Genomic DNA, 25,238 nt, shown 5'->3' on the forward strand with positions numbered 1-25,238 from the left:
ATCACCAATAAGCAGATAATGAATTCCATCTAGGATATACAAAGACGATTGCTTTTTCAATCAGATACTTAGCTCAGCATTTTTTAAAATGGCACCTCTGATTAAAAAGTACTAAGTATTATAAAATTAGAGGTGCAAAAATAAATATATCCTCTTTTCAAAATAGTTAATAAGCTTAACAGAAGCTATGCTGGGGATACCAGATTTGTTTTTAGTTTCTTATACATAGTTTTCAAAGAAGGAGATAACAAAATTAACAACAATAAGCAAATAGAAATGATTGACATTAATTCGTAGTAGTCCATAGCATAACGAATAAAAGATTCATTGCGTACACGCTGGGCAATAAGTTTTAGTGAGGCAGCATGTTCTTTATATGTCAATCCATTCTCAGCGACCTCTGATGTTGCCTTATTCAAATATTGTAATAAGATTGGATTATTCTTCCCAAGATTATCACTAAATGCAACTTGATGTTGAGATGTTTCAAACAATTTAAAAAAATTCTGAAGGCCAATACTAGAAATATAACCTAAATATCGAACAGCTAAACAAACCGCAGCAGCTGAGGCTCCAAACTTGGTTTTGACACTAGATATAACAAATAATATCGTAGGTACCATAATTAAACCTACTCCTATCCCATGAATTATTAATGGTACGTAGAAATAATAGTCATTACCATCACTTTCAAAAGAGAAAAACATAATCTGATGAAACAATAGCAAACTACAATAACCAAAAGACCATAACCACTTGACAGAACGCTGTGCTGAAATCCAATAAAAAGAAATAGTGACACCAAGGACGATTCCTAGTATATTAAACCATTGAATATAAGACAGATTTAAAGGGTCTAAATTTAGAACCTGTGAAAAATATTGATTTGCAATAGTTAAGGAGAAACGCTCAATATACATCATATACAATACCATCATTCCTAAAAGCATATTTCTACTTTTAAAGATATCTAAATGTAAATAAACACGTTTTAAACCAAATTGTCTGATTACAAAAACTATAGTTACAGCTATTGCTAGTAGCAATGCATAGAGCATCTTATTATCATAAAACCAATATACCTCTTGACCATATATCATCATATAGCCCACAGAAATCATGAGTAAACTATATAATATAAAGCTAGCCCAATCCAAAGAAAACAAGGGATATGGCCTTTTGTGCCTATTAGGTTTCATCGTTAGTAAAACCATCAACAATCCCGGAACAAATGATATGGCGGCATAAAAATAAATCTCATCAAAATTGAAAGAGTCAATAAAATCCGCAGTTACAAATGTGTTGAATGGTGAGCTACATAATAGCAGACAGAAAAAAATAGAATAGCTTAATTCCTTAGCTCTTTCACTCTTCAGCCTTGAGAATATCATGGATATAGAAAGGTTTACTGCCGAGGCAAATATCATTCCCTGAAAAAAACGAAGGAAAAATATCCATTCTACACTTTTAACAGAATACATAAGTATACAATTGACAATCTGTACAATATTGAAAATTATGTAATACTGCTTTGCCGAAAAAAACTCAAAGAATCTACGTTCAAGAATATAGAAACCTACAAATCCGGCATAAAACAATGCTATTAACAATTGTACATCAGATGGCTGACAGCCATAATATCCAGCTGTTACATTGATATTGGCACCGGGCAAAAAGAACAATACCATACTCGGCATTAATCCACTAAAAAGGATTATCTTAATAAGCCATTCGGGTACCCATTCTTTGAATATGTCTTTCACCTTACTTATTTATTAGGAACAGAAACATTGACATTCATACCTGAGCGTAATTTATCTTCTTCTTGTCCTTTATTGAGCTCAATACGAACGGGTACACGTTGTACTATTTTGACAAAGTTACCAGTTGAATTATCTGGAGGTAATAAAGAGAACGAAGATCCTGTAGCCGGCGAAATTGAGATAATCTTGCCCGAGAATACCTGATCTGGATAAGCATCAGCCATCACTTCAACCTTGTCACCAACAGCGAGATTTTTCAGCTGTGTTTCTTTAAAATTAGCTGTTACCCATTTTGGTGTTTCTTTATTTACAATAAATCCCAAAACTTCACCAGCAGTTATCATTTGGCCTTTTTCAATGGTACGCTTGCCCATGATACCATCATATGGCGCACGGATGACGGTATAGCCGACATCAAGATCTTTGCGCCCTGCAGCTGCGGCATACCTACTTTTTTCGGCTCCTATTACCCCTTTTTTCACCTCTACATCAGCTACACGCTCATGTGAGGCCTCCAATTGATGATTCAGCGCTTGCAATTCACTTTTATAAATATCAAGCTTAGCTTCTACGTCTTCGAGTTGTTGGGCAGTTGCAGATTTCTCTTCATACAAATATTTATATCTATTATATTCTAATTGTTGCTTATTTAATTTGGCTTCAGCAGCAATAATAGATTTTTTTAGCGACTCGTGTTCTTGTTGTAATATTTGCTTTTGAGAAGATAAAACATGAATCTCAGCTTCCTCACGTTTGATGGAAGCAGTTACTTGATCAGCTTCAAACTTATATTCTTTATTGTCGATTACTAACAATGTATCCCCACGCTTAACTTCCTGATTATCTACATAATTAACAGATACAACATACCCACCAATACGCCCTATCACGGGATTTATATACTGAGTCACCTGAGCATCATTCGTATAGGTATACATCACTCTTTGCCACAGCATTTTTCCTCCCCAGAACAATAAAACTAATAAAATAATACCTGCTAATATATTGGTGATAAGTGTCAGTTTTTGGTCTGTTAAAAATTTTTCAGATTTAGGTTTCATTTAAATAGTACCTTTTATAAATTCAATAAAATAATAATGTTTTTGAATCGCTACGGTAGCAGATTCTAACTCAAACAATGTTTGTAAATATTGCATATCTGCATCTAATAGGTCCGTAACTAAAGCAGCAGATTTGAAATAGCGGTTTTTGATAATCCTCGCATTTTCTTTGGCTAAATCTACATTCTTAAGGCATACTTCCTTTTGTTCAATAGCTAACTTGTAATCAAGATGTGCTTTCAAGAGTTTGTTCTCAATTATTTCTTCTTCATGATGATGATTTACTTTCTCTTTATCGTATGATACGCGACTAGCACGAACCACATTCTTATTGTTATAAATTGCAGATATAGGGATAGAAGCTTTCAAACCTATTATTCCAAGACTGTACCAGCTATCGTTGTAAGGATATAAGAAAATTTGGGGGTTTGCGAAGGTGTAGGTTCCCGTAAAGCCAACAGTTGGGAGGTAGTTAGATTCGGCTTGTTTTATGGCAATTTTTTTTAAATTAACTTCGTGTTCGGATCTTTGCAAGATAAAAGCAGATTTTTTCGCTTCCGCAAACATCTCACCAAAATCGAGCAGCGTTTTATCAAAAACATGTTTCGATGGTACGATTATTTCTTCGATACCAGTGATCAGTTGAAGCTCTTTATTTGTTGCTTGGATATCATTTTTGATTTTTATCAGGAGCATTTCACGTTTTGATAATTCTAATTCAATACGCAAAACATCACTATGCAAGACCGCACCTGCTTTATATAGGTTCTTTACTTCCTTCAGTTGTTCCTTTTGGTCCGCAATATCATTCATTATTAAATCCTTATTGCTGTAACACAATTGAAGGTCTAAAAATAAATTACATACATCCATTTTTATTTTACCCGATGCTGCTAACCAATCAATATTAGCGATTTCTTTGACTAATTTTTGTGATTTAATACTCATTAAATCACGATGACCGTTATAAAGATTTAAATAGAAATCAGCCCCTGTATCGTAAAGGTAATGGATAACATCATGTTGAGCAGGTTTATTAAAAATACCGTTTTCATATATAGGCATATTCGTGGCGTAACTGGCAGATCCTCTTAAAGAAATTTTAGGTAATAAATCAGATCTTTTTTGTTGCACAAGAATCTCTTGTTCTTTGAGTTCTAGACGAGCTCTTTCAATATATTTACTGTTTAACAATGCTTTTTGAAGAACATCATCCATAGAAACTCTTAGAGAATCTACTGCAAAAGCTGAGGCCGAGATACACATACTTATCCCAAAGGCGATACATCTTTTCCCTATGTAGGGTGTATTAAAGTTCACTACTGTTTATTTAAATTATGCGTGCAAACTTAGACACTAAAAAGACTAAAAACTTTACTTGAATTGACATAAATTATGTAATTTCTGCCAAAACACGACATTACTGCCATTTTAACTTTCTTTAACATAATTTAACTCCACAAGCATATTGAATAAGTTACTTCATTTACACTAAATGGAATTAAAATAAAATACCAGCAGACTTAATCTAAAAGAAGCAAATTATCATTAACAAATTAAATTTTATTCACAAAGAATTAATTAATATTAAATATGATATGAGCATTAAATTTCCAATATCGAATTAAAATCTATTCGATTGGCTATAAAACTATCCATATAAACACAGGAAATTTTTAAATAGTTTACACATTATTCGACTAATTACATCTAGGGAAACTTCAGCAACCAATAACCAATCAAGCAGGATACAATCATGTTTTGAGCCTATATTTTCATGCTAATGCGAGATGAGTTCAAAATATTTCCCTATTTTTGGGAATATGGAACAAAAAAATAATCCTTTACACGGAAAAAGATTAGATACAATACTCGAGGAGCTTCTTGCCTATTATGAGGGATGGGAAGGATTGGGTCAAGAAATAAACATTCGTTGTTTCAATGTAAATCCATCAATTAAATCCTCATTAGCATTTTTACGTAAAACACCTTGGGCACGCAAAGAAGTTGAGTTATTGTATTTAGCAGTTTTTGATCGTTTATAATAATAATTATTAAAAATAAATCAATCGAATTTGTAGGTTGGTTTGTCCATCTACAGTTTCAAATTGGTTAAAGGCTATTATATTTTCTTTTGGACTAAATACAGGTGCACCAATAATGTGTGAATCTTCCAAAGAATAGTTAGTCAGCTTTATCGTTTTTTCCTTTTGAAGGTCATATAAATACACATTGTTGTTCGCCACAAATGTTATTTTCTCTCCACTAGGATCTATATTGATAGGCGAGTTTATAGAGAATTTATAATCAGTGATGTATTTATAATCCCCCGTAGCAACGGCACACTGCACAATTTGATTGTTATTATCCTCATCTTTAGCAAGTGCATATATATATTTACCATCAGCACTCGAGCGAAGCCAGTGCCTGATATCAGAAAGCCCTTTATTAGTATAAGATAAGCGTTTTTGAACTATACCTTTGGGTACTTGGGGCAATGTACCATTCTTACCTACCGCATTTTCATCAGACAAAATAAGATTAGCATCAATATCTACGGTATATATTTCGGTAATAATATCTCCATTTTTATTTCGTGTATGTCCCTGAAAGGCTATTTTTGACGTGTTAATACCTATCCAACATTCGTCAAAAGCTTTGGATATTTCATCAGAGCCCCAGCTGGGCTGTCTTTGTAGTGTAGTTAGTAAAGCAGCGTACTTCTGTCCGTCATAATTTCCTTGTGCATGTGGTACATGGACAGCACGATCTGTAGTTATCATCACGCCAACATGACGGAGATCAGCATCTACAAACTCATCATTATAAGTAAAGCTCAACATTGTGCCATCGGGACTCCAACAGTGCGAATGCGTACCACCGCGTAGGGAACCAGCAGTATACGGAGGGATTACATCTCTAGCATCCAAAGTGACACCTAAATATGGATTAGTGATGTCCACAGCCATCGCAAACCTACGAGAAATAGCATAAGGTTTATCTTTATTAGCATCCAATAGGCCATGTATAAATACAACGACGTTTTCGATAGGGCTAAATGAAACTGCCCCCGCTCCTGGTCCATATATAGTTTGATTGGGTGTTTTATAAATAATTAACTCTTCACCTGTCAATATGTTTACAATCCCAATTGTCGATGTTTCACCTATTTTAGTATCATCATTGCGCCCATCAAATACGATCCATTGACCATCTGCTGAAAACACGGAATTGTGATGAAGCATATGCCCCATTTGTGCGTGTGTAAGCTGTTTGATAAAAAACTCTTTATTCATAATATTCTCTTTGCCGCGGCAAGATAAGCAAATAAATAGGCCAAGGTTTAAATAAATAAACCATGGCCTAAAACAATATATCTTTCTCGAAGTACTAATTATTTAAACCTTTATCTTTCAAAAATTCTATTAACTGAACTGCAAGATCCGTTTGTACTACATTCACATTGGGATAGGTTCGAAAAAAGCTTTGAAAACCATTTTGCCCTTCTTTTTCTAAGTCATCATATTTTCCTAAAGTATTCATCCATATTCGTTTTTTGTTCCTAATGAGCATTTGCATTAATTGATCGTCGTAACAGTTTTCATCGATATGAATGATATTTATAAAATCATATTTTGTTACATTCTGAATTTCACTAAATGATCGAACACGTGGCATCACACTCACATGAGGGAACATTTTGTGCATAGGCTCAATTTCATTATTATCATAAGAAAAAACAATAATTTGATCTTCAATCTTATACTGCTTTATTAAATGAGCAATTTTTGTGTAAGATGCTAAGCTGTCCATTTTAACATCAAGATCTACATAAATGCGCTTACCCTTGATTAGTTTAAATACCTCTTCTAAAGTAGGAACACGCTCAGTGGTTACTTCCCCCTTATGACTAAGATTAAATCCACGGATTTGCGCTAAAGTAAGATCTTTAACAGGTCCTTTTCCAGTTGTAGTACGATCGATATTTTTATCATGCATGATAACCAAATGTCCATCCTTAGTTTCCCTAACGTCTATTTCAATAATTGCAATATTGTGCTTAATGCAGGACTCTATAGTTGCTATCGAATTTTCGGGCCATTGATCAAGACCCGTTAAAGCGCGATGAGCAACGACCCAAATATTATCTTCAGGCATAATTGGTATTGTCTCCGAATTCGGTTTAGGAATAAAAGAGGCAAAAAACAGCAACACAATGGCACACATAGCGTAGATTTTCATAATTCTCGTATTTACCACGGTTTATTTGTTCCCTGTAACAACCATGGCTTCGACCATTGGCTATTTCTACCACGTACATTAGAATACGGAGTTTCTTGAAGGTTAGCAATAGCCTCATTGGCATTATCCTCATTGGCCAATAGCTCATTATTACCATATATAAACCGTACTGGAACGACAGGTTCTGCAGAGGAAGGGCCGGCTACGATCGCAGGATATCCTGTCCTACGAAAATCCATCCATGCTTCCACAGAACAATTCCAGCTAGCGATCCATTTTTGTTCGATAATACGTTGCAATGAGCCATTATATTTTACATTAGAATCAACTATAAATGTACTGTATGCACTCTCTTTGCCCCATGCCTGCAGTGATAGTTTTACTCCATCATTATAAAATGTTTCGGCATTGCCTCCTATCCATCCCCTTTGCGCAGCTTCAGCTAATATAAATAAGGTCTCTGCCGCTGTTGCAAGTCTACGTTTCAAATACTCACCAGTATTAGCTTTATACATCGATGTCAATTGAGAGACGTGTTGATTTTCGACGACTTGACCAGGAGTAGGATTATTATTATAACTATCAGGTGCTATTTCCCCTACTGGAATACCAACATAAAGTCCAGTGTCCAATTTGCTACCATATAGCGTTGGATTGTAACGTCTTGTAAATTTTGCTCCAGTCGATATTTCTGCTAAGTACTGTACATCAGTCAAGGATACATAGCTTTGTGGTACGCCATCTTTACGGACAAAAGGCTCTACAGCTACTGTTAAAGTATAATCCTCGACCCATTGGCAATGTACAGGAGCCACCCAAACTGTAAGACGAGGGTCATTAGATGACAATAATTTATCAATAAATGGCTTCGCAATTTTCCGACGTCTAAATCCACTACCTTCGGAATCAAATTGCGCTGCAAGATACCAAGAGTCAGCACTGGTATTTCCTAAATATTGTACGCTAGCTTCATTAGCAATACTTTCTATATAAATACCTTCGGCATATACCTCTTGTATATAAGACTTTGCTAGATCAGGCAATTTCTCAGACAGACGCATAGCATACCTTAGTATCAGCGAATTAGCCAATCGATGCCATTTATTAATATTCCCTTGATACACTAAATCATTATTAGCTATAATTCCTGTATTGGTATTATTCTTGAATATAACAGCAGCCTTCTTCAAGTCTTCCAAAATACCCTTATAGATTACCTCCTGCCCATCGTATTTAGGTTTTATGATATCTTTGGTAGCGCTCAAAGCTTCTATATATGGTGCATCACCCCATAAATCGGTCACATTGCCAAATGAAAATGCACGTAATACATAACCTATCCCTTCATGCATTGGAAAACCTCCCGCCTGAGCAGTACTCAGCATTAATTCATTATCTCTAAGTGTACTATACCAATTTCCCCAATCCCTATTAGCCCATACATAATGGTTATATGCAGTAAACCAACCATCCTCTTGCATATGCTGTACAACACCGCTTGTTACGGAATTGTCCAATTCGGCATAATACCCTGATATTTTAGACAATAACCCAGGTAACATAATATTCACATTGGCATTGCTCGGATCAACACCATTCGGATTGACATTCAAATCCGTCAATTGCTTTCCACATCCTCCTAATAGAATTAAAGAAATAGCAACTGCAATACTTTTATTTATCATATTTTTCATCACTAATAATTTCTTAAAATGTAAAATCTAATTTAAAACCAAAAGGTAGCGTCCAAGGCATAACGTTTTGCATTTCTATCCCTTGTTTAAAGCCTCTATTCACATCTGCTTGATAAGCTCTTTCGGGATCTATCCCAATATTAGCTTTTGTCCACAAGATTATATTTCGTGTAAAGACGGAAACTCTAAGATTGCTAATGTGTTTAATATTTTTGATATCGTAGCCTAAAGTTAACTCCCTAAGTTTGACGAAGTCAGAATCAAAAGTTACCTCTTGATTATAATTCCACGCGAAAGAATCATATGCAGGAAGAAGCATCGTTCCAGTACCGCCTAAATTCTCCTTGTAACCGATTAGCTTACCATCGGCATCATATTGAGCGATAACACCAGGGATAAATACACCATCATAACCTTCCACATTGCCCTCTTTGAGGTAAAAACCACCTGTTTCTTGTGTCAAACCACCTACCTTAGGGAAATTTCCATTGTGTGGAATTATATATTGGCTAGGGTCAGATTTTAATAATTGCACGAGCTCATCAGGCGACATATTTCCTCCGGGAATCATTTTATCTAACTGAATTTGGGATTTCCAATCCGAACCAGCATAACGATACGTATAAGACAAGAATTGACCACCATATCTCCAATCCAAGCTAAATCCTAAATGGAAATTTTTATAACTGAAGCTTTGTTGCATACCAGCTAAGAACTTAGGATTCGAATTACCTACTTTAATTCTGTTTTCTACAGCGTTATCTTGAATCCACTCCCCATCTTTACTTAAAATAGGCCAATTATAATAAGGAGAGTTCTCATCCTTTACTCTTGCATATCCACGGCTATACAGATTACCTACCTCTTCACCTACCCATGTCATCGCACCAGAGCTATTATCCGTCCAGTACTCGTAGTAGTCAATACCAGGTGCAAGTTCGAGGATACGTGTTTTTGTATTAGAGAAGTTTATATTGACATCCCATACGAGACCATTTGATTTACGGATTGGTGTTCCTCCAATGGCAAATTCCCATCCCTTACTTTGTAATTTACCCGCGTTAATTAATTTTGAAGAGTATCCAGAAGAATGCGGTGTGGTAACTGGAAGGATTTGATTTTTGTTTACGACATCATAATAAGTACCTTCAAAACGCAATCTATTATTATACAAATTAAAATCTACTCCGAATTCGGATGATGTTGCTATTTCAGGTTTTAGATTTGAGGACAACAACGTTTCTGGCAATTGCATATATATCAAATCACCCCATCTTCCGGTCGATAATATAGGATTTATCTGATACGGATTTGTATCATTACCAACTTGCGCAACACCAGCTCTCAATTTCAATAAAGAGATGTATGAAGGTAATTTTAGGGTTTCATTTGCTACCCAACTGAAAGATGCTGAAGGATAGAAGTAAGATCTATTTTCAATAGGTAATGTACTAGACCAATCATTACGTGCTGTTAAGTCGAGGAATATCTGGTTCTTGTACCCCAAATTAGCTAGTGCATATATACTATATATCGCTTTTTGGTACTCGCCATTACCCACATCTAATCCTGCTGAAGGAATATTAGAAAGTCGGTATACCCCCGGAACAGTCAGCCCAGCATTGCGTCGTGAGCCCGCATAAAAATCTGTATTGTATTGGTACATATAATTACCACCAGCAGACACCGAATAGTTGAAGTCCGGAATTTTATCAAGACTATTATAGGTAAACAAAAAATCTATATTATCTTCTCTATTTTGCAAATCTTGAAGGTGATATCCACCTTTTAAATCTCTACTATAACTATAGGGGATCTTTGTTTCTCTTTTTTCTACAGAATTTGTTTCCGCTGCTCTTAGGAAAGCAGTAAAATGTTCATTGATCTCCCAATCCAGCTTAATATTACCAAAAATTCGATCCCTATTAAAGGCGTTCGTTAATTCATAAGCTAAGAAATAAGGATTGTCTTTACCTGTTGCAACTTGTAATTGTTGTAAATTTTCTTGTCCTGGAACCCAATAATTCTGTAAATCCAATACATTGACATTGGAATAGTTATAAACCGCTTGCAATGGATTAGAAGCTCTATTACCTGTTGCCGGCATATCGTTAGATTTGGAACGTACATAATTTATATTGGTAGATATTTTTAAATTATCAAGCAAAGAATAATTTACATTTACAGCAAGACCATTACGATATAAATTACTATTAGGAATCATCCCTTTATGATTCATGTTGTTAACCGAAAAACGGTATAGCATTTTTGAACCAGCCCCCGTTACAGAAACATTATTAGAAGATGTAATCCCTGTACCAAGGAAATTTTTCATGTTATCCTTATAGGATTTCAACTCTGTAGGTATTTTGTTACCATTAGCATCCAAAGGGCTATTCCACTGTACTGCGAGATTGCCTTTATCTAATTCTGGCCCTGCCCAATAAGCCGAATTTTCGGCCAATATTCCACCTGGGCGAGTACCATTTGCAAACTTGTAGTGAAAGTTCAAGAAGCGAACAGGCTTTTCAAATACATTGTTTGTAGAAAAATTAACCGTTGTTTTTTGACCATATTTACCGGATTTGGTCGTAATAAGTACAACACCGTTACCTGCTCTAGAACCATATAACGCTGCCGCGCTTGGTCCCTTGAGAATCGAAATACTCTCCACATCATCAGGATTAATATCGGAAATAGGATTGCCATAGTCCACCTCATTTCTATCACTACCAAAGTTGCTTACATTTCTCAAGCCACTCACAATAGGCACACCATCTACTACATATAAGGGCTGATTGTCCGAACTTAAAGAAGTAGCCCCTCTGATAACCATACTTATGGAAGACCCCACACCTCCTGTTTGATTGAGTGTCACACCGGGTACTTTTCCAGCTATCCCACCCAATAGATTTTCTTGAACTACATTATTCAAACTCTCGCCATCTACTTTACCAACAGAATAACCCAAGGATCGTTCTGCACGTTTAATACCTAATGCTGTGACCACAACAGGTTCGATACTTTCTGCACTAGGTTTCATAAGGATATCAAAAACCTTCTGGCCCCCAATATTTACATTTTCTGTTTCATAACCTACATAGGAAACAGCGATAGATACATCAGCAGGAGAAATATTCAAGGTGAATATACCTCCTGTACTCGTCATCGCAGTACGTGCAGATTCGTTAGTCGTGATACTGACACCTACTAAAGGAGTGCCGTCTACGGAAGATTTTACAACCCCGCTAATTTGGATATCCTGTTGTTGAGATTTAGCGGAACCGTATCCCATAACTAGAATTAACAAAGCCAAGATATAATTCCAGCTTCGAAAAGGAATAATGAGTGTTTTCATAATTGGTTTCAATAAATTAATAATGAAGTAAATTTATTTTTACTATTCGTTGAGTTTTACTCTTTTAAACATAATATTCGATCTCTTCCAAGTATACGTAAGTGCAATCTCATCCCCACAAGACACTATAGCAGGATAAGAAAACTCATCCCCTTTGACACCATTCTCGACATCCAATATATCTTTCCATGTATTGCCATCATCCTCTGATATTGCCAATTTGAGAACTGCTCGAGAACCCCAATTTTTGGAATCCGTATTATATAGCAATGCTAACTTACCATCATGCAATTTAACTAAGTCTATCCCGCTATTGGGATTAGGTAATCCCGTCTTATATGCCTTACCCCAAGTCTTTCCATAGTCTTTGGAGTCACTCCGGTATATTGCGCCAGCGCTGGTTCGTAATAACATATGTACATTGCCATTGTTCGATTCCCACAATGTAGGTTGAATCATACCTTCTCCTTTGACCTCAGTCGTGTCAAAAGCGATAAATTCACTTTTGTTCCAGCTATTACCTTTATCCGTGCTTACATCCACAAAAGAGCGCCATAATCCGGACTCATCCGAAGAGCCAGCCAGCCAATCACCATTGGATAATACAATTGGCTTATTGCGGACAGGTCCACGTCCACCACGATCTCCAGCGACTAATTCTTGTGGCTTGGACCATGTTTGACCATTATCTGTAGACGAGATGTACCATGTTTCCCATATGGCTATCTCAGCACCAACCTTAAAGAAAAGTATGATTTCACCATTCTCTTTTTTAAATAGCACGGGATTCCAATGTGGTTGCTCACGGATTTTGGCTACTTCAACAGGGAAGCTCCATGTTGCGCCATCACCTTTAGTCATCCAGATACCGACATCATCATCCTTTTCTTTGGTACCACCAAACCAGGCGACTAAGTAATTGCCACTATCTAAGCATACTAAAGTAGAAGCATGTGCTTGTTTGAAAGGTCTATCCTCAGGCAATACAAAGGAAGAAGTCACTATATTTTCTTTTTTACGGGTTGCTGTGCATGCGTTTACAATATACAGCAAACACAGCAATACGAGGGTTACATTTAGGGTTCTCATAGTTTTTGATTAAGGTATCAAATTGGTTACAATGAAATATATGAATCAAATTTAATATATGACATTGATGTATTTTTCTAACAAATTATCATCTTTATTCAAGATGTTTACACGAGATGATAAATAATTATGATTAATCTATTAGCTCTAGATAACGACCCAACCAATAAGGCAAGAGCCAAATATCGCCAGCACTATTTTCGGCAGTTCCGGAGTTACCACCATCCAGTTGGAAGCGATTGCCATTATGCCTAGATATTTTCAATTCGTCTGGAGGTAATACATCTTTAGTATATTGATTTCTAAAATTTTGAGGCATATTAACTATATCTTTACGTTCACTATTTTTTATATTCCAATGGATTAAATCCAAGGGATATTTTTGTAAATACCATACCGCATCATCGACACCAGGATCCTCAACCCCTACTATTCCAGTCATTAAATTCCATAACGCATCTTTTTCAGGAAGCTCCGCTTTCCAATGGTCGATGATTGCTTCTTTATATTTCTCTTTTAGGTCCTCGTTCAATGCATAACGATACAATCCCCAATAGCCCAAGAAGTACATCTCATCATCTGAATGATTCCAGCTACTAGACAACAATTGACTTAAATCATCCTGCGTACCGTCGGATTTACCGATCTCTTCCATCGGAATCATTAGGTTGTCCAAATAACCATGCTTATTTATCAGCTCCAAAGCTTTGTTTTTAAACTTTTCTTTTTTAGTAAAATGATAAGCCGTCTGTAGCATGGCTATTATATTAGAAGAATTCAATTTCCTATCGCCTACATTTTTAGCAAAACCATTTACATATGCTGGATTCCATTTGCCCCACAAGGTAGGTTTACCGTCATAATCGACCAAGTACATATCGTTGTCTATAATATGCGTCATCATGGAGTCAATAAGTGAAATAGCTTGCTTCTTCACCGCCTTATCATCCATTAATTCAGCGACTACGCCATAAGCGAATATATGCCCAATGGCTTCATCACTACTTGTTGTAGCTTTCCAGTCCCAGTCTTTGGAGGATGATTTTTGCCAAAATTCAGGATCGCTCAAATGCTCTTTATTACCGGTACGCTCAAAGGAACGAGCCGCAAATCCTTTAACAGGATTAATGGTAAATAAGCGATTCATAGCATCCAATGATTCCTTCGTATTTTGTAAGGCTTCAGGATCTTTGGTGACAGCATATCTATAGGCTTGAGCAGCTAGATACATCGAAGTCCACAAGCCATCATTGTCAGAATCCCCTAGATATCCCGTATAGATATTACCATCTTTCATCCCTGATATGGTCGAGTTGAATCCATTACGGATATGGCGATGACGCACTTGTTTTTCAAAATATGTTGCTTTGTCTGCTAATGTCATCTCCTTGGATACAATATCAGAAAGTCCTTCTTTGGTCAGAATAAGTACATTATCATTGATCCCAGGTTTAATGTTTACTACATGGTCATCATTAAGCCAGCGCTTGCTCGCATAATATTTGATGCCGTCTTTCTGGTTGATACGAAAGGCACCATGCGCCGTACCTACCCACAAGTTACCATGTATACTTCTGACGACATTCAAATCAAGAGAAGGTAATTTGTCCTCTTTACGAATCAATTTAAAAGAAGGCTCAAAAAACAATAAACCATCGCTCTGATGTGCGACTACAAAACCTTTGTCATGCGCCGTCATGGATACTAATCCCTGTCCTTTATAGATGGAGGAAAGTTTACCATTACTTAACATAACTTGGTCAATACCCTTATCTGTAAGGATATAAAAAAATACATCATTAGGATCTGCTATGACTTCGATAATTTTGGACTTATCCAAAGAAGTCTCCCACACAGCCTTAGCATTTTTAATATATTGGATTTTATCGCCATTATAAACGAGGTAGTCGCTTTTAGATAAGGGCACAAAACCTGTTGGATTTAGGATATCATGTGGTATATAAAGATCCCCTGCCCAGGCATTGCTAAGGATAACATCCTTAGCAAGGTAAACAAATTGACCATCTACTTGAACGATATCCACAATATGCTTATTCTTCATAAAACGATATAAATTGTCCTCCACTACCTGCCCCGGCAATAACAAATCTCCAAAAGTAATTTTCTTAATACCTCCATTACTGATCAACTGGATATTGTTATTACGATCATACTCCACATCAACACAAGGGAATGAAGATTGATACTTGATGGCATATTCTTGAGCATAAGGCTTGTCTTTGTGCTTCACTTGCGCCAATAGACATCCTGTCAACGTCATTAACGTTGATAATACAAATAGCTTTTTCATAATTTCTTATTTTATGGAATTAGGATTTATAATTACGTGTTCAATAGTTTTGAGATCACCTTTTTTGTGGTGCGAATAAGTAAGATGTACCATCCCATCAGCAGCTTTTATTAATGATGGGTATGAAAACCTTCCTTCTTTATTTTTGTCTTCAACGATAGGGCCTAAATTCTCCCAATTTGCACCCTCATCTTTAGATAGATACAATGAAAGCTTGGATCTCCCTTCTACCATATCATTCAATACCAATAACCACTTGTTGTTTGCTACTTTAACAACCTCCACACTTGCTGTACTAGGTATATTCACTTCCTTATTTGCCGACCAACTAATTCCTTTATCTTTGGAAATACTCGTCTGTAGCAAGGCAGGATCATCACCAGTATCACGCATATAAGCGATTATATCACCTGAAGCGTTCTCTATTAATGTAGGTTGAATATTTCCTCTTCCTACAATCGGCAAGCTCGCATTCCAAGTAGCCCCATCATTATCGGAGTAAGCGATCATAGAGAAATTCAAACCATCCGAATATAAGGGTAACAATATTCGTCCTGAATGAAGTGTTAAAGGCTTTATTCGCGTCATCCAACCAAAAGAACGTTTGGTCAAATCCTCGGAAGCATTAATAATCATCTGATCGTATCGTGGCGCATATTCAGCCCATCCTTGCCGGCTTTCCGGAAGATCCTTAAATCTAGCTTTTACTTCGGTAACAAAATTACTGTCAGGTTTTAAGAATATATTATCTTGCCAAGACCATTGCACCTGATTATTAGCGTAATCCGTACTCGTTTTGAAACGTAAGATCGATTGTTCCCAACGATTAGCATGCACCGCAATCCATAGCAAAAACAACTTCCCTTTATTCATAAACAACACCGGGTTACAATCCGGTAATCCCTCTGTGTCTGCAAGGACGTAAGGAATTCCCCAAGTATTGGTTTTGGAGGAATATTTGGCCCCCATTATCTTGACATCATCCGCTGTACGCTCACCAGTTCCTTCAAACCAAGCGGCTAAGAAATCACCTCCCGGCAATTCAACTATAGAACTACCGTGTACATGTAATTCCTGTAGCGGAAAAATAAAACTTCTATTTACAACCTCAAAACGCTGGTTTTGACAAATAGCTAACAATGCATTTGTTAGCATAATAAAGGTTAAAAGTATTCGCTTCATATTTTTAGTTTTTATTGATTTTAAATTGATCTATAACCAGCCCTAGACTGTCCACGCTACATAATTCCAAGGAGCTATCGCTTATCTTTACGTGCTGATACAGGTATCCCTTCTGAACAATATATGCCTCATCATCCCCTTCAATATCTTCGCCCTTTCTTTTTGTAGCTACAGACATGATATATCGCGGTAAAGAAGGATTGGTTGTCTTATGGTAATAATGAAAATGTCCATTGCAGATTAAATCAACATCATATTTGACAAATAGAGGCTGCCAATATTGGATGATATCCGCATAACTACTTTCAAATGTATGCGGTGCAAAATGGAAAAATACGATTTTGAATCTCTTGGTGCTCGAAGACAATACATCTCTGATCCATGCCTCTTGCTCCTTGGCCGAAAAAGTAACAGCATCAACCATTAGAAATAAGGTATTGCCATAATCAAAAGTATAACTTAATCCTTTGGGCAACTGTGAAGGGCCATTAGCAGGAAATTTGAGGTATGATAAATACATCCACGGGAACAATGCTTCTTGACTATCATGGTTGCCAGGAACGGACATAAATGGTTTTTCGTCCGTGATGCTTTTCGTGGCATTCCATAATATATCCCAATGATCTCTATACAATCCGGTATTCACCAAATCACCTGCTTGCAAATAAAAATTAGCATTAGGAAACATCTTCTTCCATCGTGGAATAAAAAGACCCAAACTCGGATCATTGTGCATATCACCAAACCATCCAAACTCAAAATCGTTGGATTTAGGGGCTGTTGTAAAAGAATAAACTTTGCTTTTAATAGCGTTAGAAATAAACTGATAATTATACTTTGTATTGGGCTCTAAGCCAGTCAAAGAAACACTTAATCTATTAACAATATGATCATTAACTAACATAACATCATGTATCTCTTGAACTTCAACCATTGCCTGCAAAGTATCCAACGTACCTTCGCGCCAATAGATAAAAGAAGAACTAGCTAAATCATTGCGCGTACGCCAGCTTATATGTTGACTTGTCTGCGGGTCATCTATCCAAGACAACAATAGCTGATCAGGCACACTTGATGAAGGATAATCAGTCTGCCTAAAGGCCTTGATTAAATGTGCTTCACGAGATCGTCCGCGGTAAGTCGGTAATATATAGGCCCCTTCTAAAGCAGGCGTAAATTGATTGACCGTCAGCTCATCCCAATCTTTATAAATTACACTCCCTACATAAAGAGGCTCGACGACTTGGTCCAATGGCCATATAGGTTTAATAGCTAGTTCAATAGATTTATTTGTCGCTTTAATAGCCACAAAATACACATATCTATGTCTATCAAAACCATTGATCCCCAAATTTACTTTGCCTTTTTTAAATCGCTTTCGCCATACTTCATACGTGACATTTTCATTGCTAATAAGCTCCTTGGTCTGCTGAAAAGAATCCTTTAACAACCAAAAAGGCACTTCTTTTTGTTGAATGTCACGGCACACAAAAACATCTACCTCCGTATTTACATCAAATGTCCAATACTCATGTGCCAAAATATGCAAGCTTGAAGCATCCAAATAAGCAAGAATATCATGCTGATTAATATTTTGGAAGCGATCTGCTATACCTTTAGCATAGATATCACGCACAATATTCGCCATTGTCTTAGGGATAGGATTAATAGGTTCCTGAAAGGAATACAATAGCACTATTGTAAGTGAAGTAATTAGGCTAATAATAGGTTTATAGATTATTTTGCACAACATAATGGACTATTCTATAATCGTATTTATACCATTTGATTTACTGATAACAAATTTATCCGCCAATTCACCAGAAGATTTATAAGCAGAAAAAGTAAGTTCGTTATCTGTTATTTCTACAGCATGAAAAAGCTGTGTAAAGCTGTACGATTTATCCATCCAATCAGCCCTAAGAACTTCACTCAATTTGGGTCCAGAAACTGTTACGACGTAGGTGGCATTAGATATTTTGTTGTCCTCCATAGGTATTTTATCCTTGCCCCTAGCATAAGTATGGTCATGACCTTGCAATACAAGATCCACATTATACCTATCTATCAATGGCTTGATAAGCTCCCGCAATTCTTTATTGTCTCTATTTTTTTTGGTTGAATAAATCGGATGATGCATCACAAGAATAGTCCACTTTTGGGTGTTAGCGCTTAAAATTGCTTGCAACCATTTTAATTGGTTTTGTTTGATAGATTCATACTCTTCCAACAGTTCCGTATTAACAATCACAAACTTAACATCATTAATATCAATATAATAAGAAGTTTCTTTTAAACCATCTATTCCATTCAAAGGAAGATTAAATTGTTTATTCCAATAAGCTGAAATACCATAATTGCCCGCATCATCATCCCCGTGATCATGATTACCTGCGGCTGCGAGGATAGGTATGCTTTGATGCATATTCGCTGTTGCGGTAAACCAATCTTCCCATTCATCCAAATTGTTTCCTCTATTGACGATATCACCGGCATACAATACGACCTGCGCATCCGGCATAGTCTTTACAGCCTGCCTAGCTACCCTTGACCAAAGGCTTTTTATATTGGTTTGAACATCGCCAAAGTAAAGGAATTTAAATGTTGGGGATTTGGAATTTATGGTTTTAAAATTAATCCATTCACTCCATTTATCGCCTTCCCCTACACGATATACATACATCACGCCTTCTGCTAAGCCATCTAGTGTAAAGGAATGATAATAATGAGATTTCCCTTTATAGTGCAAAGGCTCCGATAAAGCGATAAATTCCTTACAATCGTGCCCAATATTAGCGGATGAATTCTCTGTAGCCAACTGTATTTTACTTGTTGGTTGGGTTTCATCGGTACGCCAATTGACCGCAACCGTAGATGTCAAATCCTCCGTTACATTCAAAATAATATGATCTGGATAACCTTTGGTATCGACAGTCACTTGGCATTTTCCATTATATGGGTGCCAAATAAGTAGCCATATGATGGACGTAATCAACAAGCTGTAATTTTTCATAATAAGTCGGGTTAATAATTAGAGAATAAAAAGATGTAGATCTATTAAACTTTAATATAAATTTTGCGTTTATCCAACATATAACCTATCAGCCACATGATAACCAGAAATACTAAAGCAAAAAACAAAGAACCTACTTCAGGCGGACCAGGCAATAAAGAGCATATATTTTGATAAAAAGCCTCCCAAACATTGAGCTCCCCTTTTGGAGTATTGACTATTACAATTTCCAATAAACTGGGGATCATACTACTTAGGATATATATAAATAGTGGATTTTTGCCAAAAACAACAAAAAAACTCGTTAGGCTATTTCTAACATTTTGGACTTCTACATACCATATGACAGTGCCTAATGTCAATACTGCTAATCCCGTTGTATACAACACATAAGAACTCGTCCATATCTTTTTATTAATAGGGAATCCCAAAGACCATATCCAACCAAGTACCAAAATAAGAAAGCCTGAAACCATCATCGCCGAAAGCATTCTAAAATACTTGTCCTCCGTAAAAGGTACTTTAGAAAATAGCCAATCTACTTTAGCATTTTGCTTAATAAACAAACCTACCAGGTATCCAAATACTGCCTGAACGATTGATGGCACGGTACTCATCAACCCTTCAGGATCAAAAGCAATACCTTCACCCCTATACAAATGTGCTTCACCAACAAGTTGAATATCAACAGCAGTACCGAAATAGCCTCCCAAGGAATAAGGATCGGCTCCACCGTAACCATAGCAAAGGCCCCAATAACCGACGAGTAGAATTGTCGCGATCACCATGATAGCTTTGGGCTTGAAGTAATAGGCGATTATACTAGCAAAGAAATAGGCCAATGCTATACGCTGTAAAACACCAAATATCCGTATGCCATAAGCTGAGTCCGCAGTGTCTACCCACTCCCTAAAAACCAAGGCCCCATTTTGCCATGCAAAAAATGGCCACCAATTCAAGAATAAGCCGATTAAAAATATTAAAATCGTTCGTTTACCTATTTTCTTCCAAAAAATAGCATCGCCCGCTTCCTTCAACCCTGGCAATACAAATGCGATAGCATTACCTACAGCAAAAAGAAAAAATGGAAATACCAAATCTGTAGGAGAACATCCATGCCACTGGGCATGTAATAAGGGCGAGAAGACATGGTCCCAAGTTCCTGGATTGTTAACCAAGATCATGAGTGCTACAGTTGCTCCTCTAAATACATCTAGCGAGAAATAGCGTGGTTTAGTTGCCATAATTAGTTTTTATTGGTTGTTAACTATTATTGATGCGAGCGGCAGTATAATAGAATTATAGGATTAAATATATTAATTAAACAAGTAATATCATGCTATCATTGACAAAGAAGTATCAATGCCTAATTGATTACATACAGCCTCAAAATCAAGGTATAAATTGTCAAGATCCTGTTTCACCTTTTCGTCAAGGACATAATTTCTGTTTCGACAATAAACACCAAGCTTCAATTTTCGCTTGCCAAGAATATATTTGGCTGAAGTAGGATATGAATCATGCATTACATCCATATTTCGTTGAAAAAAATGTTGCACCTTTTGAACCTTGTTGATTTGCTCCTCTTTATTATAATTATTGCATAACCATACCACTAACTCCGGGAAATAATTACCTTGAATACAAGATAAGCCGGCAGAACCTGTCAACAATGAATCTACAGCATGTACCATATAAGCATCATAAAGGCCAAAATCTTCACTCGATCGTGTCGCTAGCAATTTTGCGCCGACATGGTTTATATCCAAAGAAGTGTCTTTATGGTATTTTATGCGACCATACTGTACCAATTGACCTAGGAATGAAGGATCTATAATCCTTTTATACGGTAATGGGCACTCATAGAATCCTAGTGGTATATCATCTGTTAAGGTAAGCAATTGATGTACATTAGCTTGAAAAACCTCTTCCGTATCTGTCTCTTTGGCTAACAAACTGGTAATTACAATGACACTTTCTACCCCGGTATTGTATATTTCTTTTACAAAAGAGGCTTGATTGGCAATGGTATCTTCAAAAGTGCCTGTCGCCACTACCGGCACACGCCCATCCACTGTCTTCACAATAAATGACACCGATTGTATCATTTCTTCTTGCGTCAAATGATACATTTCACTAGAAAGACAATTTGCAAACAAACCAGCCGCACCATGTGCTAAATAAAACTCAATCAACTGACTTAAAGCCATATAGTCAATTTTTCCATCCTCGAAAAAAGGCATGAGCATTACAGGAATAAATTTTTTATTCTTATTCATAGTATTTGATAGAAGTGTTATAGTATATATCGAACGGTAACCGTCCTTAAGTCATTTTTTTAGTGTTGTAAAGTTTTATGTCTAATCTTTTGACTAATGGTACCTACCAAAAAGATAACCAAAGTACCTACTACAATGATCATATTAGCATGTAGAGGATTCTGTAAATAGGCATATTCAGGAGGAATTAGATAAGAGAAAGTCATCCAAAGAATCACACAAATACCTACAATTGTACCTATCAGCGCATCACTATTATTGGTTTTCTTGGATATAAGGCCTAATAAAAACAACCCTAACATCCCGCCAGCAAAGATTCCTGACAATGTCCACCAGGCGTCCAAAATAGAACCTACACCAATCATAGCTACTCCGGCAAACATCCCTATAGCACCAAATATGCCTGTCATCCATAATAAGATTCGTAGATTTTGCTTGTCATTAGCATCAGGTTTGATATACCGTTTATAGATATCTTCGGTAAAAACAGTTGCTGAGGCATTCATCCCCGAGCTAATGGTACTCATCGCTGCCGCCAGTATCGCAGATACTATGAGACCTACTACGCCTACAGGAAGGTGAGTAACCATATAATGAGGAAGTACCTTATCACCATAATCCGCTGGTGCCAATATATTGCTATCCATAAGTTTTTCCTGAGCCACCTGCTCTTTGACAGTGGATATTAATTGAGGATTGACATCATAATAAGCATATAAGCAAGCGCCAATAATAAAAAAAAGTAGTGAAATAGGAATATACAACTTTACGCACATCCACACAGATTTTGAAGCTTCTACTTGATTTGGTGCTGTATGGTACCGTTGGACATAATTTTGATCCATCCCAAAATTAGTAAGGTTTATAAATACACCATATAAAAATATTACCCAAAAAGTAGTAGTACTAAAGTCCGTGAGGGCAAAAGAGCCTAAGCTAAATTTATCATCACGCATCCCAATATCCACAACAGTACCAACGCCTCCAGGTATTTTGAATAATAAGGATCCTATAATGATAATAGCACCGATGGTGAGCAAAATCCCCTGAACGACTTCTGTCCATATCACGGCCTCCATACCCCCTAGTACAGTATATATAATAATACATATCCCCACCACAATCATTATTAAAGCCATATCCAAACCTATCAAAGCTTGTAATGCGAGCGATATTCCAAAAAAGATAGAGCCCATTCGCGCTATTTGTGTCAATAAGAAACAAATAACAGCATAACTGCGTGCCCAACTACCAAATCGCTTTTCCAAATTGGTATAGGCAGATACTTCAGTATTGCTACGATAAAAAGGAACAAAATACTTGGCCGCAAACCACGCTGCAATAGGCATAGACAAGCTAAAAACAAAAGCATTCCAATTGGCACCAAAAGCTTTTCCCGGTACGCCCAAAAAAGTATTTGAGCTCAAAAATGTCGCATAAAGAGAAATCCCAACAGCCCAAGCGGGAATTTTCCCTGCGGCTGTGGTAAATTCATCTGCCGTAGTATTTTTCTTTGAAAAGTAAATCCCTGCTACTATCATGGCCAAAAGATAAATGACAATAACAGCTAGATCAACAATAGGTAGGTTGCTCATATATTTGTTTAATTAGGTTAAGGTTAGCGTAAGTTGATTATACGTATGATAAAGTTGATCATAAATATTCTTATTATCAATATTGGGGGTATAGGTTTTAAGAATTCGTGCCGACAACACCTGTTTAGCATCTGCTATCGTGGCATATACCCCTGCTGCTACAGCCGCAAAAATAGCGGAGCCTAAAGCACATGTTTGATTTGAATCTACGACGTCAATATCACATCCTAATACGTCTGCTAGTACTTGCACTACATAGGGTGATTTGTTTGGAATTCCACCCGTGGCTATAACAGATTTTATCGGTATGCCACAGCTAATAAACCGATCTATGATTGCCTTTGAACCAAATGCTGTTGCCTCTACTAAGGCTTTGAATACATGCCCAGCATTAGTAGCTAAATTAAACCCTGTAGCACTAGCAAGGAGGTTAAAATCAGCATCAGGTGTACGTCTACCATTAAAAAAATCGGTAAACACTAAGGTACTTTCTGCGACCTTTATTTGCTGTGCCTCTTTAGTCATATAATCAAAAAAATCTGCTTCCAATTTATGCTGCTGTTCAATGGTCAAGGAATCTTCCAAGATGGAATAAATAGGCTTTAATAGAAAATTTTTATACCAATTATAGATATCCCCAAATGCAGATTGGCCTGCTTCAAAACCTATCATCCCAGGATCTATAGAACCATCCACCTGCCCGCATATACCCGGTACAATTGGTGGATTATCCTCCTTCGGGATCACCAACATATCACAGGTCGATGTTCCTATTACTTTTACAAAAGAGTAAGGATGGGACCCCGCTCCTACGGCACCATGGTGCGCATCGATAGCACCAATAGTAACAATTGTAGAAGGGTCAAAACCATATTTCTCTACAAAATAACTTGATATATTACCACATACCTCATCCGATGTATAGGTTTCCGTATAAAAACGATTTACAAAATGATAAAATGTTGGATCTAATGCACACAAGAATTCCGCTGAAGGTAATCCGCCATAGCTTTCATTCCACATCGCTTTGTGCCCTGCTGCACAGCGATTACGCTTTATCTTAGAAGCTTTGGATATACCCGCCAAATAACTAGGAATCCAATCCGACTGCTCTACCCATGTAAAAGTATGCTTCCTTACATTTTCGTCTTCCCTATTGACATGTAACATCTTGGACCAAAACCATTCCGAGGAATATATACCTCCGCTATATAAGGTATAATCTATAGGCCATATTTTGGCAAGGCTATTAATCTCCATTGCTTCTTTCTTGGCAGTATGATCTTTCCAAAGCACAAACATCGCATTAGGGTTATCCGCAAAGGAGGTACTCAATGCCAATGGGCGAGCATTACTATCTACAGCTACGGGAGTAGATCCTGTCGTATTGGTACCTATAGCAACAACCTTCTTAATAGTAGTAGGTTCCAATCCGACAAATAGATTGGTAAATATATCATCTATGGCCTCCATATAATCCAAAGGATGCTGACGATATTGCTCCTTTTCAGGTATACAATACAGCCCTTGAGACCATCGCTTATACACACAGACTGCTGTAGCTAGTACTTCAGTAGTCTGTGGATTGATCAGTAATCCTCGTGCTGAATCAGTACCAAAATCCATTCCTATGACTAATTTATCCTGCATA

17 protein-coding genes are annotated in these 25,238 nt (G+C 36.8%); 1 reads left to right on the forward strand and 16 read right to left on the reverse strand.

Annotation, left to right across the window (positions count from 1 at the left end; all coding sequences use genetic code 11):
* Positions 1 to 185 precede the first annotated feature (185 nt).
* The 3 genes from IP023_RS11760 to IP023_RS11770 are packed head-to-tail and all read right to left on the reverse strand — an operon-like array spanning position 186 to position 4,090.
* Positions 186 to 1,763 (reverse strand): MFS transporter, encoded by a 1,578-nt coding sequence (locus IP023_RS11760; protein ID WP_241790561.1) that lies wholly within the window; start codon positions 1,761 to 1,763, stop codon positions 186 to 188.
* Between the two features lie 5 nt (positions 1,764 to 1,768).
* On the reverse strand, positions 1,769 to 2,824 hold the full coding sequence (locus IP023_RS11765) for an HlyD family secretion protein (RefSeq protein ID WP_241790562.1): 1,056 nt from the start codon (positions 2,822 to 2,824) through the stop codon (positions 1,769 to 1,771).
* Positions 2,825 to 4,090, reverse strand: a complete 1,266-nt coding sequence (locus IP023_RS11770; protein WP_241790563.1) for a TolC family protein — start codon at positions 4,088 to 4,090, stop codon at positions 2,825 to 2,827.
* 524 nt (positions 4,091 to 4,614) lie between these two features.
* Between IP023_RS11770 and IP023_RS11775 the strand changes: the two genes are divergently transcribed.
* Positions 4,615 to 4,869, forward strand: a complete 255-nt coding sequence (locus IP023_RS11775) for a VF530 family protein (RefSeq protein ID WP_241790564.1) — start codon at positions 4,615 to 4,617, stop codon at positions 4,867 to 4,869.
* A gap of 9 nt (positions 4,870 to 4,878) precedes the next feature.
* Here the strand turns inward: IP023_RS11775 and IP023_RS11780 are convergent, their stop codons facing one another.
* From IP023_RS11780 to IP023_RS11840, 13 genes are all read right to left on the reverse strand, one after another.
* Positions 4,879 to 6,120 carry a DUF3748 domain-containing protein gene (locus IP023_RS11780; RefSeq protein WP_241790565.1) on the reverse strand — a complete coding sequence of 414 codons (1,242 nt, stop codon included), beginning with the start codon at positions 6,118 to 6,120 and terminating at the stop codon, positions 4,879 to 4,881.
* Positions 6,121 to 6,214: 94 nt separating this feature from the next.
* Complete coding sequence (locus tag IP023_RS11785) at positions 6,215 to 7,066, reverse strand: glycerophosphodiester phosphodiesterase family protein (protein ID WP_241790566.1); 852 nt, start codon at positions 7,064 to 7,066, stop codon at positions 6,215 to 6,217.
* Positions 7,067 to 7,077: 11 nt separating this feature from the next.
* Positions 7,078 to 8,751, reverse strand: a complete 1,674-nt coding sequence (locus tag IP023_RS11790; protein WP_241790567.1) for a SusD/RagB family nutrient-binding outer membrane lipoprotein — start codon at positions 8,749 to 8,751, stop codon at positions 7,078 to 7,080.
* A 22-nt stretch (positions 8,752 to 8,773) separates the two neighbouring features.
* Complete coding sequence (locus IP023_RS11795) at positions 8,774 to 12,118, reverse strand: SusC/RagA family TonB-linked outer membrane protein (protein ID WP_241790568.1); 3,345 nt, start codon at positions 12,116 to 12,118, stop codon at positions 8,774 to 8,776.
* Positions 12,119 to 12,160: 42 nt separating this feature from the next.
* Positions 12,161 to 13,207 (reverse strand): sialidase family protein, encoded by a 1,047-nt coding sequence (locus IP023_RS11800; RefSeq protein ID WP_241790569.1) that lies wholly within the window; start codon positions 13,205 to 13,207, stop codon positions 12,161 to 12,163.
* 133 nt (positions 13,208 to 13,340) lie between these two features.
* Positions 13,341 to 15,518 (reverse strand): hypothetical protein, encoded by a 2,178-nt coding sequence (locus IP023_RS11805; RefSeq protein WP_241790570.1) that lies wholly within the window; start codon positions 15,516 to 15,518, stop codon positions 13,341 to 13,343.
* 6 nt (positions 15,519 to 15,524) lie between these two features.
* Positions 15,525 to 16,700 carry a sialidase family protein gene (locus IP023_RS11810; RefSeq protein WP_241790571.1) on the reverse strand — a complete coding sequence of 392 codons (1,176 nt, stop codon included), beginning with the start codon at positions 16,698 to 16,700 and terminating at the stop codon, positions 15,525 to 15,527.
* Positions 16,701 to 16,704: 4 nt separating this feature from the next.
* Positions 16,705 to 18,453, reverse strand: a complete 1,749-nt coding sequence (locus IP023_RS11815) for a purple acid phosphatase family protein (protein WP_241790572.1) — start codon at positions 18,451 to 18,453, stop codon at positions 16,705 to 16,707.
* A gap of 6 nt (positions 18,454 to 18,459) precedes the next feature.
* The gene (locus IP023_RS11820; RefSeq protein WP_241790573.1) at positions 18,460 to 19,713 is read right to left on the reverse strand and encodes a purple acid phosphatase family protein; all 1,254 of its coding nucleotides are present in this window, start codon (positions 19,711 to 19,713) and stop codon (positions 18,460 to 18,462) included.
* A 44-nt stretch (positions 19,714 to 19,757) separates the two neighbouring features.
* Positions 19,758 to 20,957: an acyltransferase family protein gene (locus tag IP023_RS11825; protein ID WP_241790574.1), complete on the reverse strand. Its 1,200-nt coding sequence runs from the start codon at positions 20,955 to 20,957 to the stop codon at positions 19,758 to 19,760.
* Positions 20,958 to 21,047: 90 nt separating this feature from the next.
* A complete protein-coding gene (locus tag IP023_RS11830) occupies positions 21,048 to 21,992 on the reverse strand; it encodes a dihydrodipicolinate synthase family protein (RefSeq protein WP_241790575.1) in 945 nt (314 codons plus the stop codon).
* 59 nt (positions 21,993 to 22,051) lie between these two features.
* Complete coding sequence (locus IP023_RS11835) at positions 22,052 to 23,587, reverse strand: sodium:solute symporter (protein WP_241790576.1); 1,536 nt, start codon at positions 23,585 to 23,587, stop codon at positions 22,052 to 22,054.
* A 12-nt stretch (positions 23,588 to 23,599) separates the two neighbouring features.
* Complete coding sequence (locus IP023_RS11840) at positions 23,600 to 25,237, reverse strand: ribulokinase (RefSeq protein WP_241790577.1); 1,638 nt, start codon at positions 25,235 to 25,237, stop codon at positions 23,600 to 23,602.
* Position 25,238 lies beyond the last annotated feature (1 nt).

This window comes from Sphingobacterium rhinopitheci (assembly GCF_022627575.1).
In the GTDB taxonomy this organism is placed as follows: Bacteria; Bacteroidota; Bacteroidia; order Sphingobacteriales; family Sphingobacteriaceae; genus Sphingobacterium; species Sphingobacterium rhinopitheci.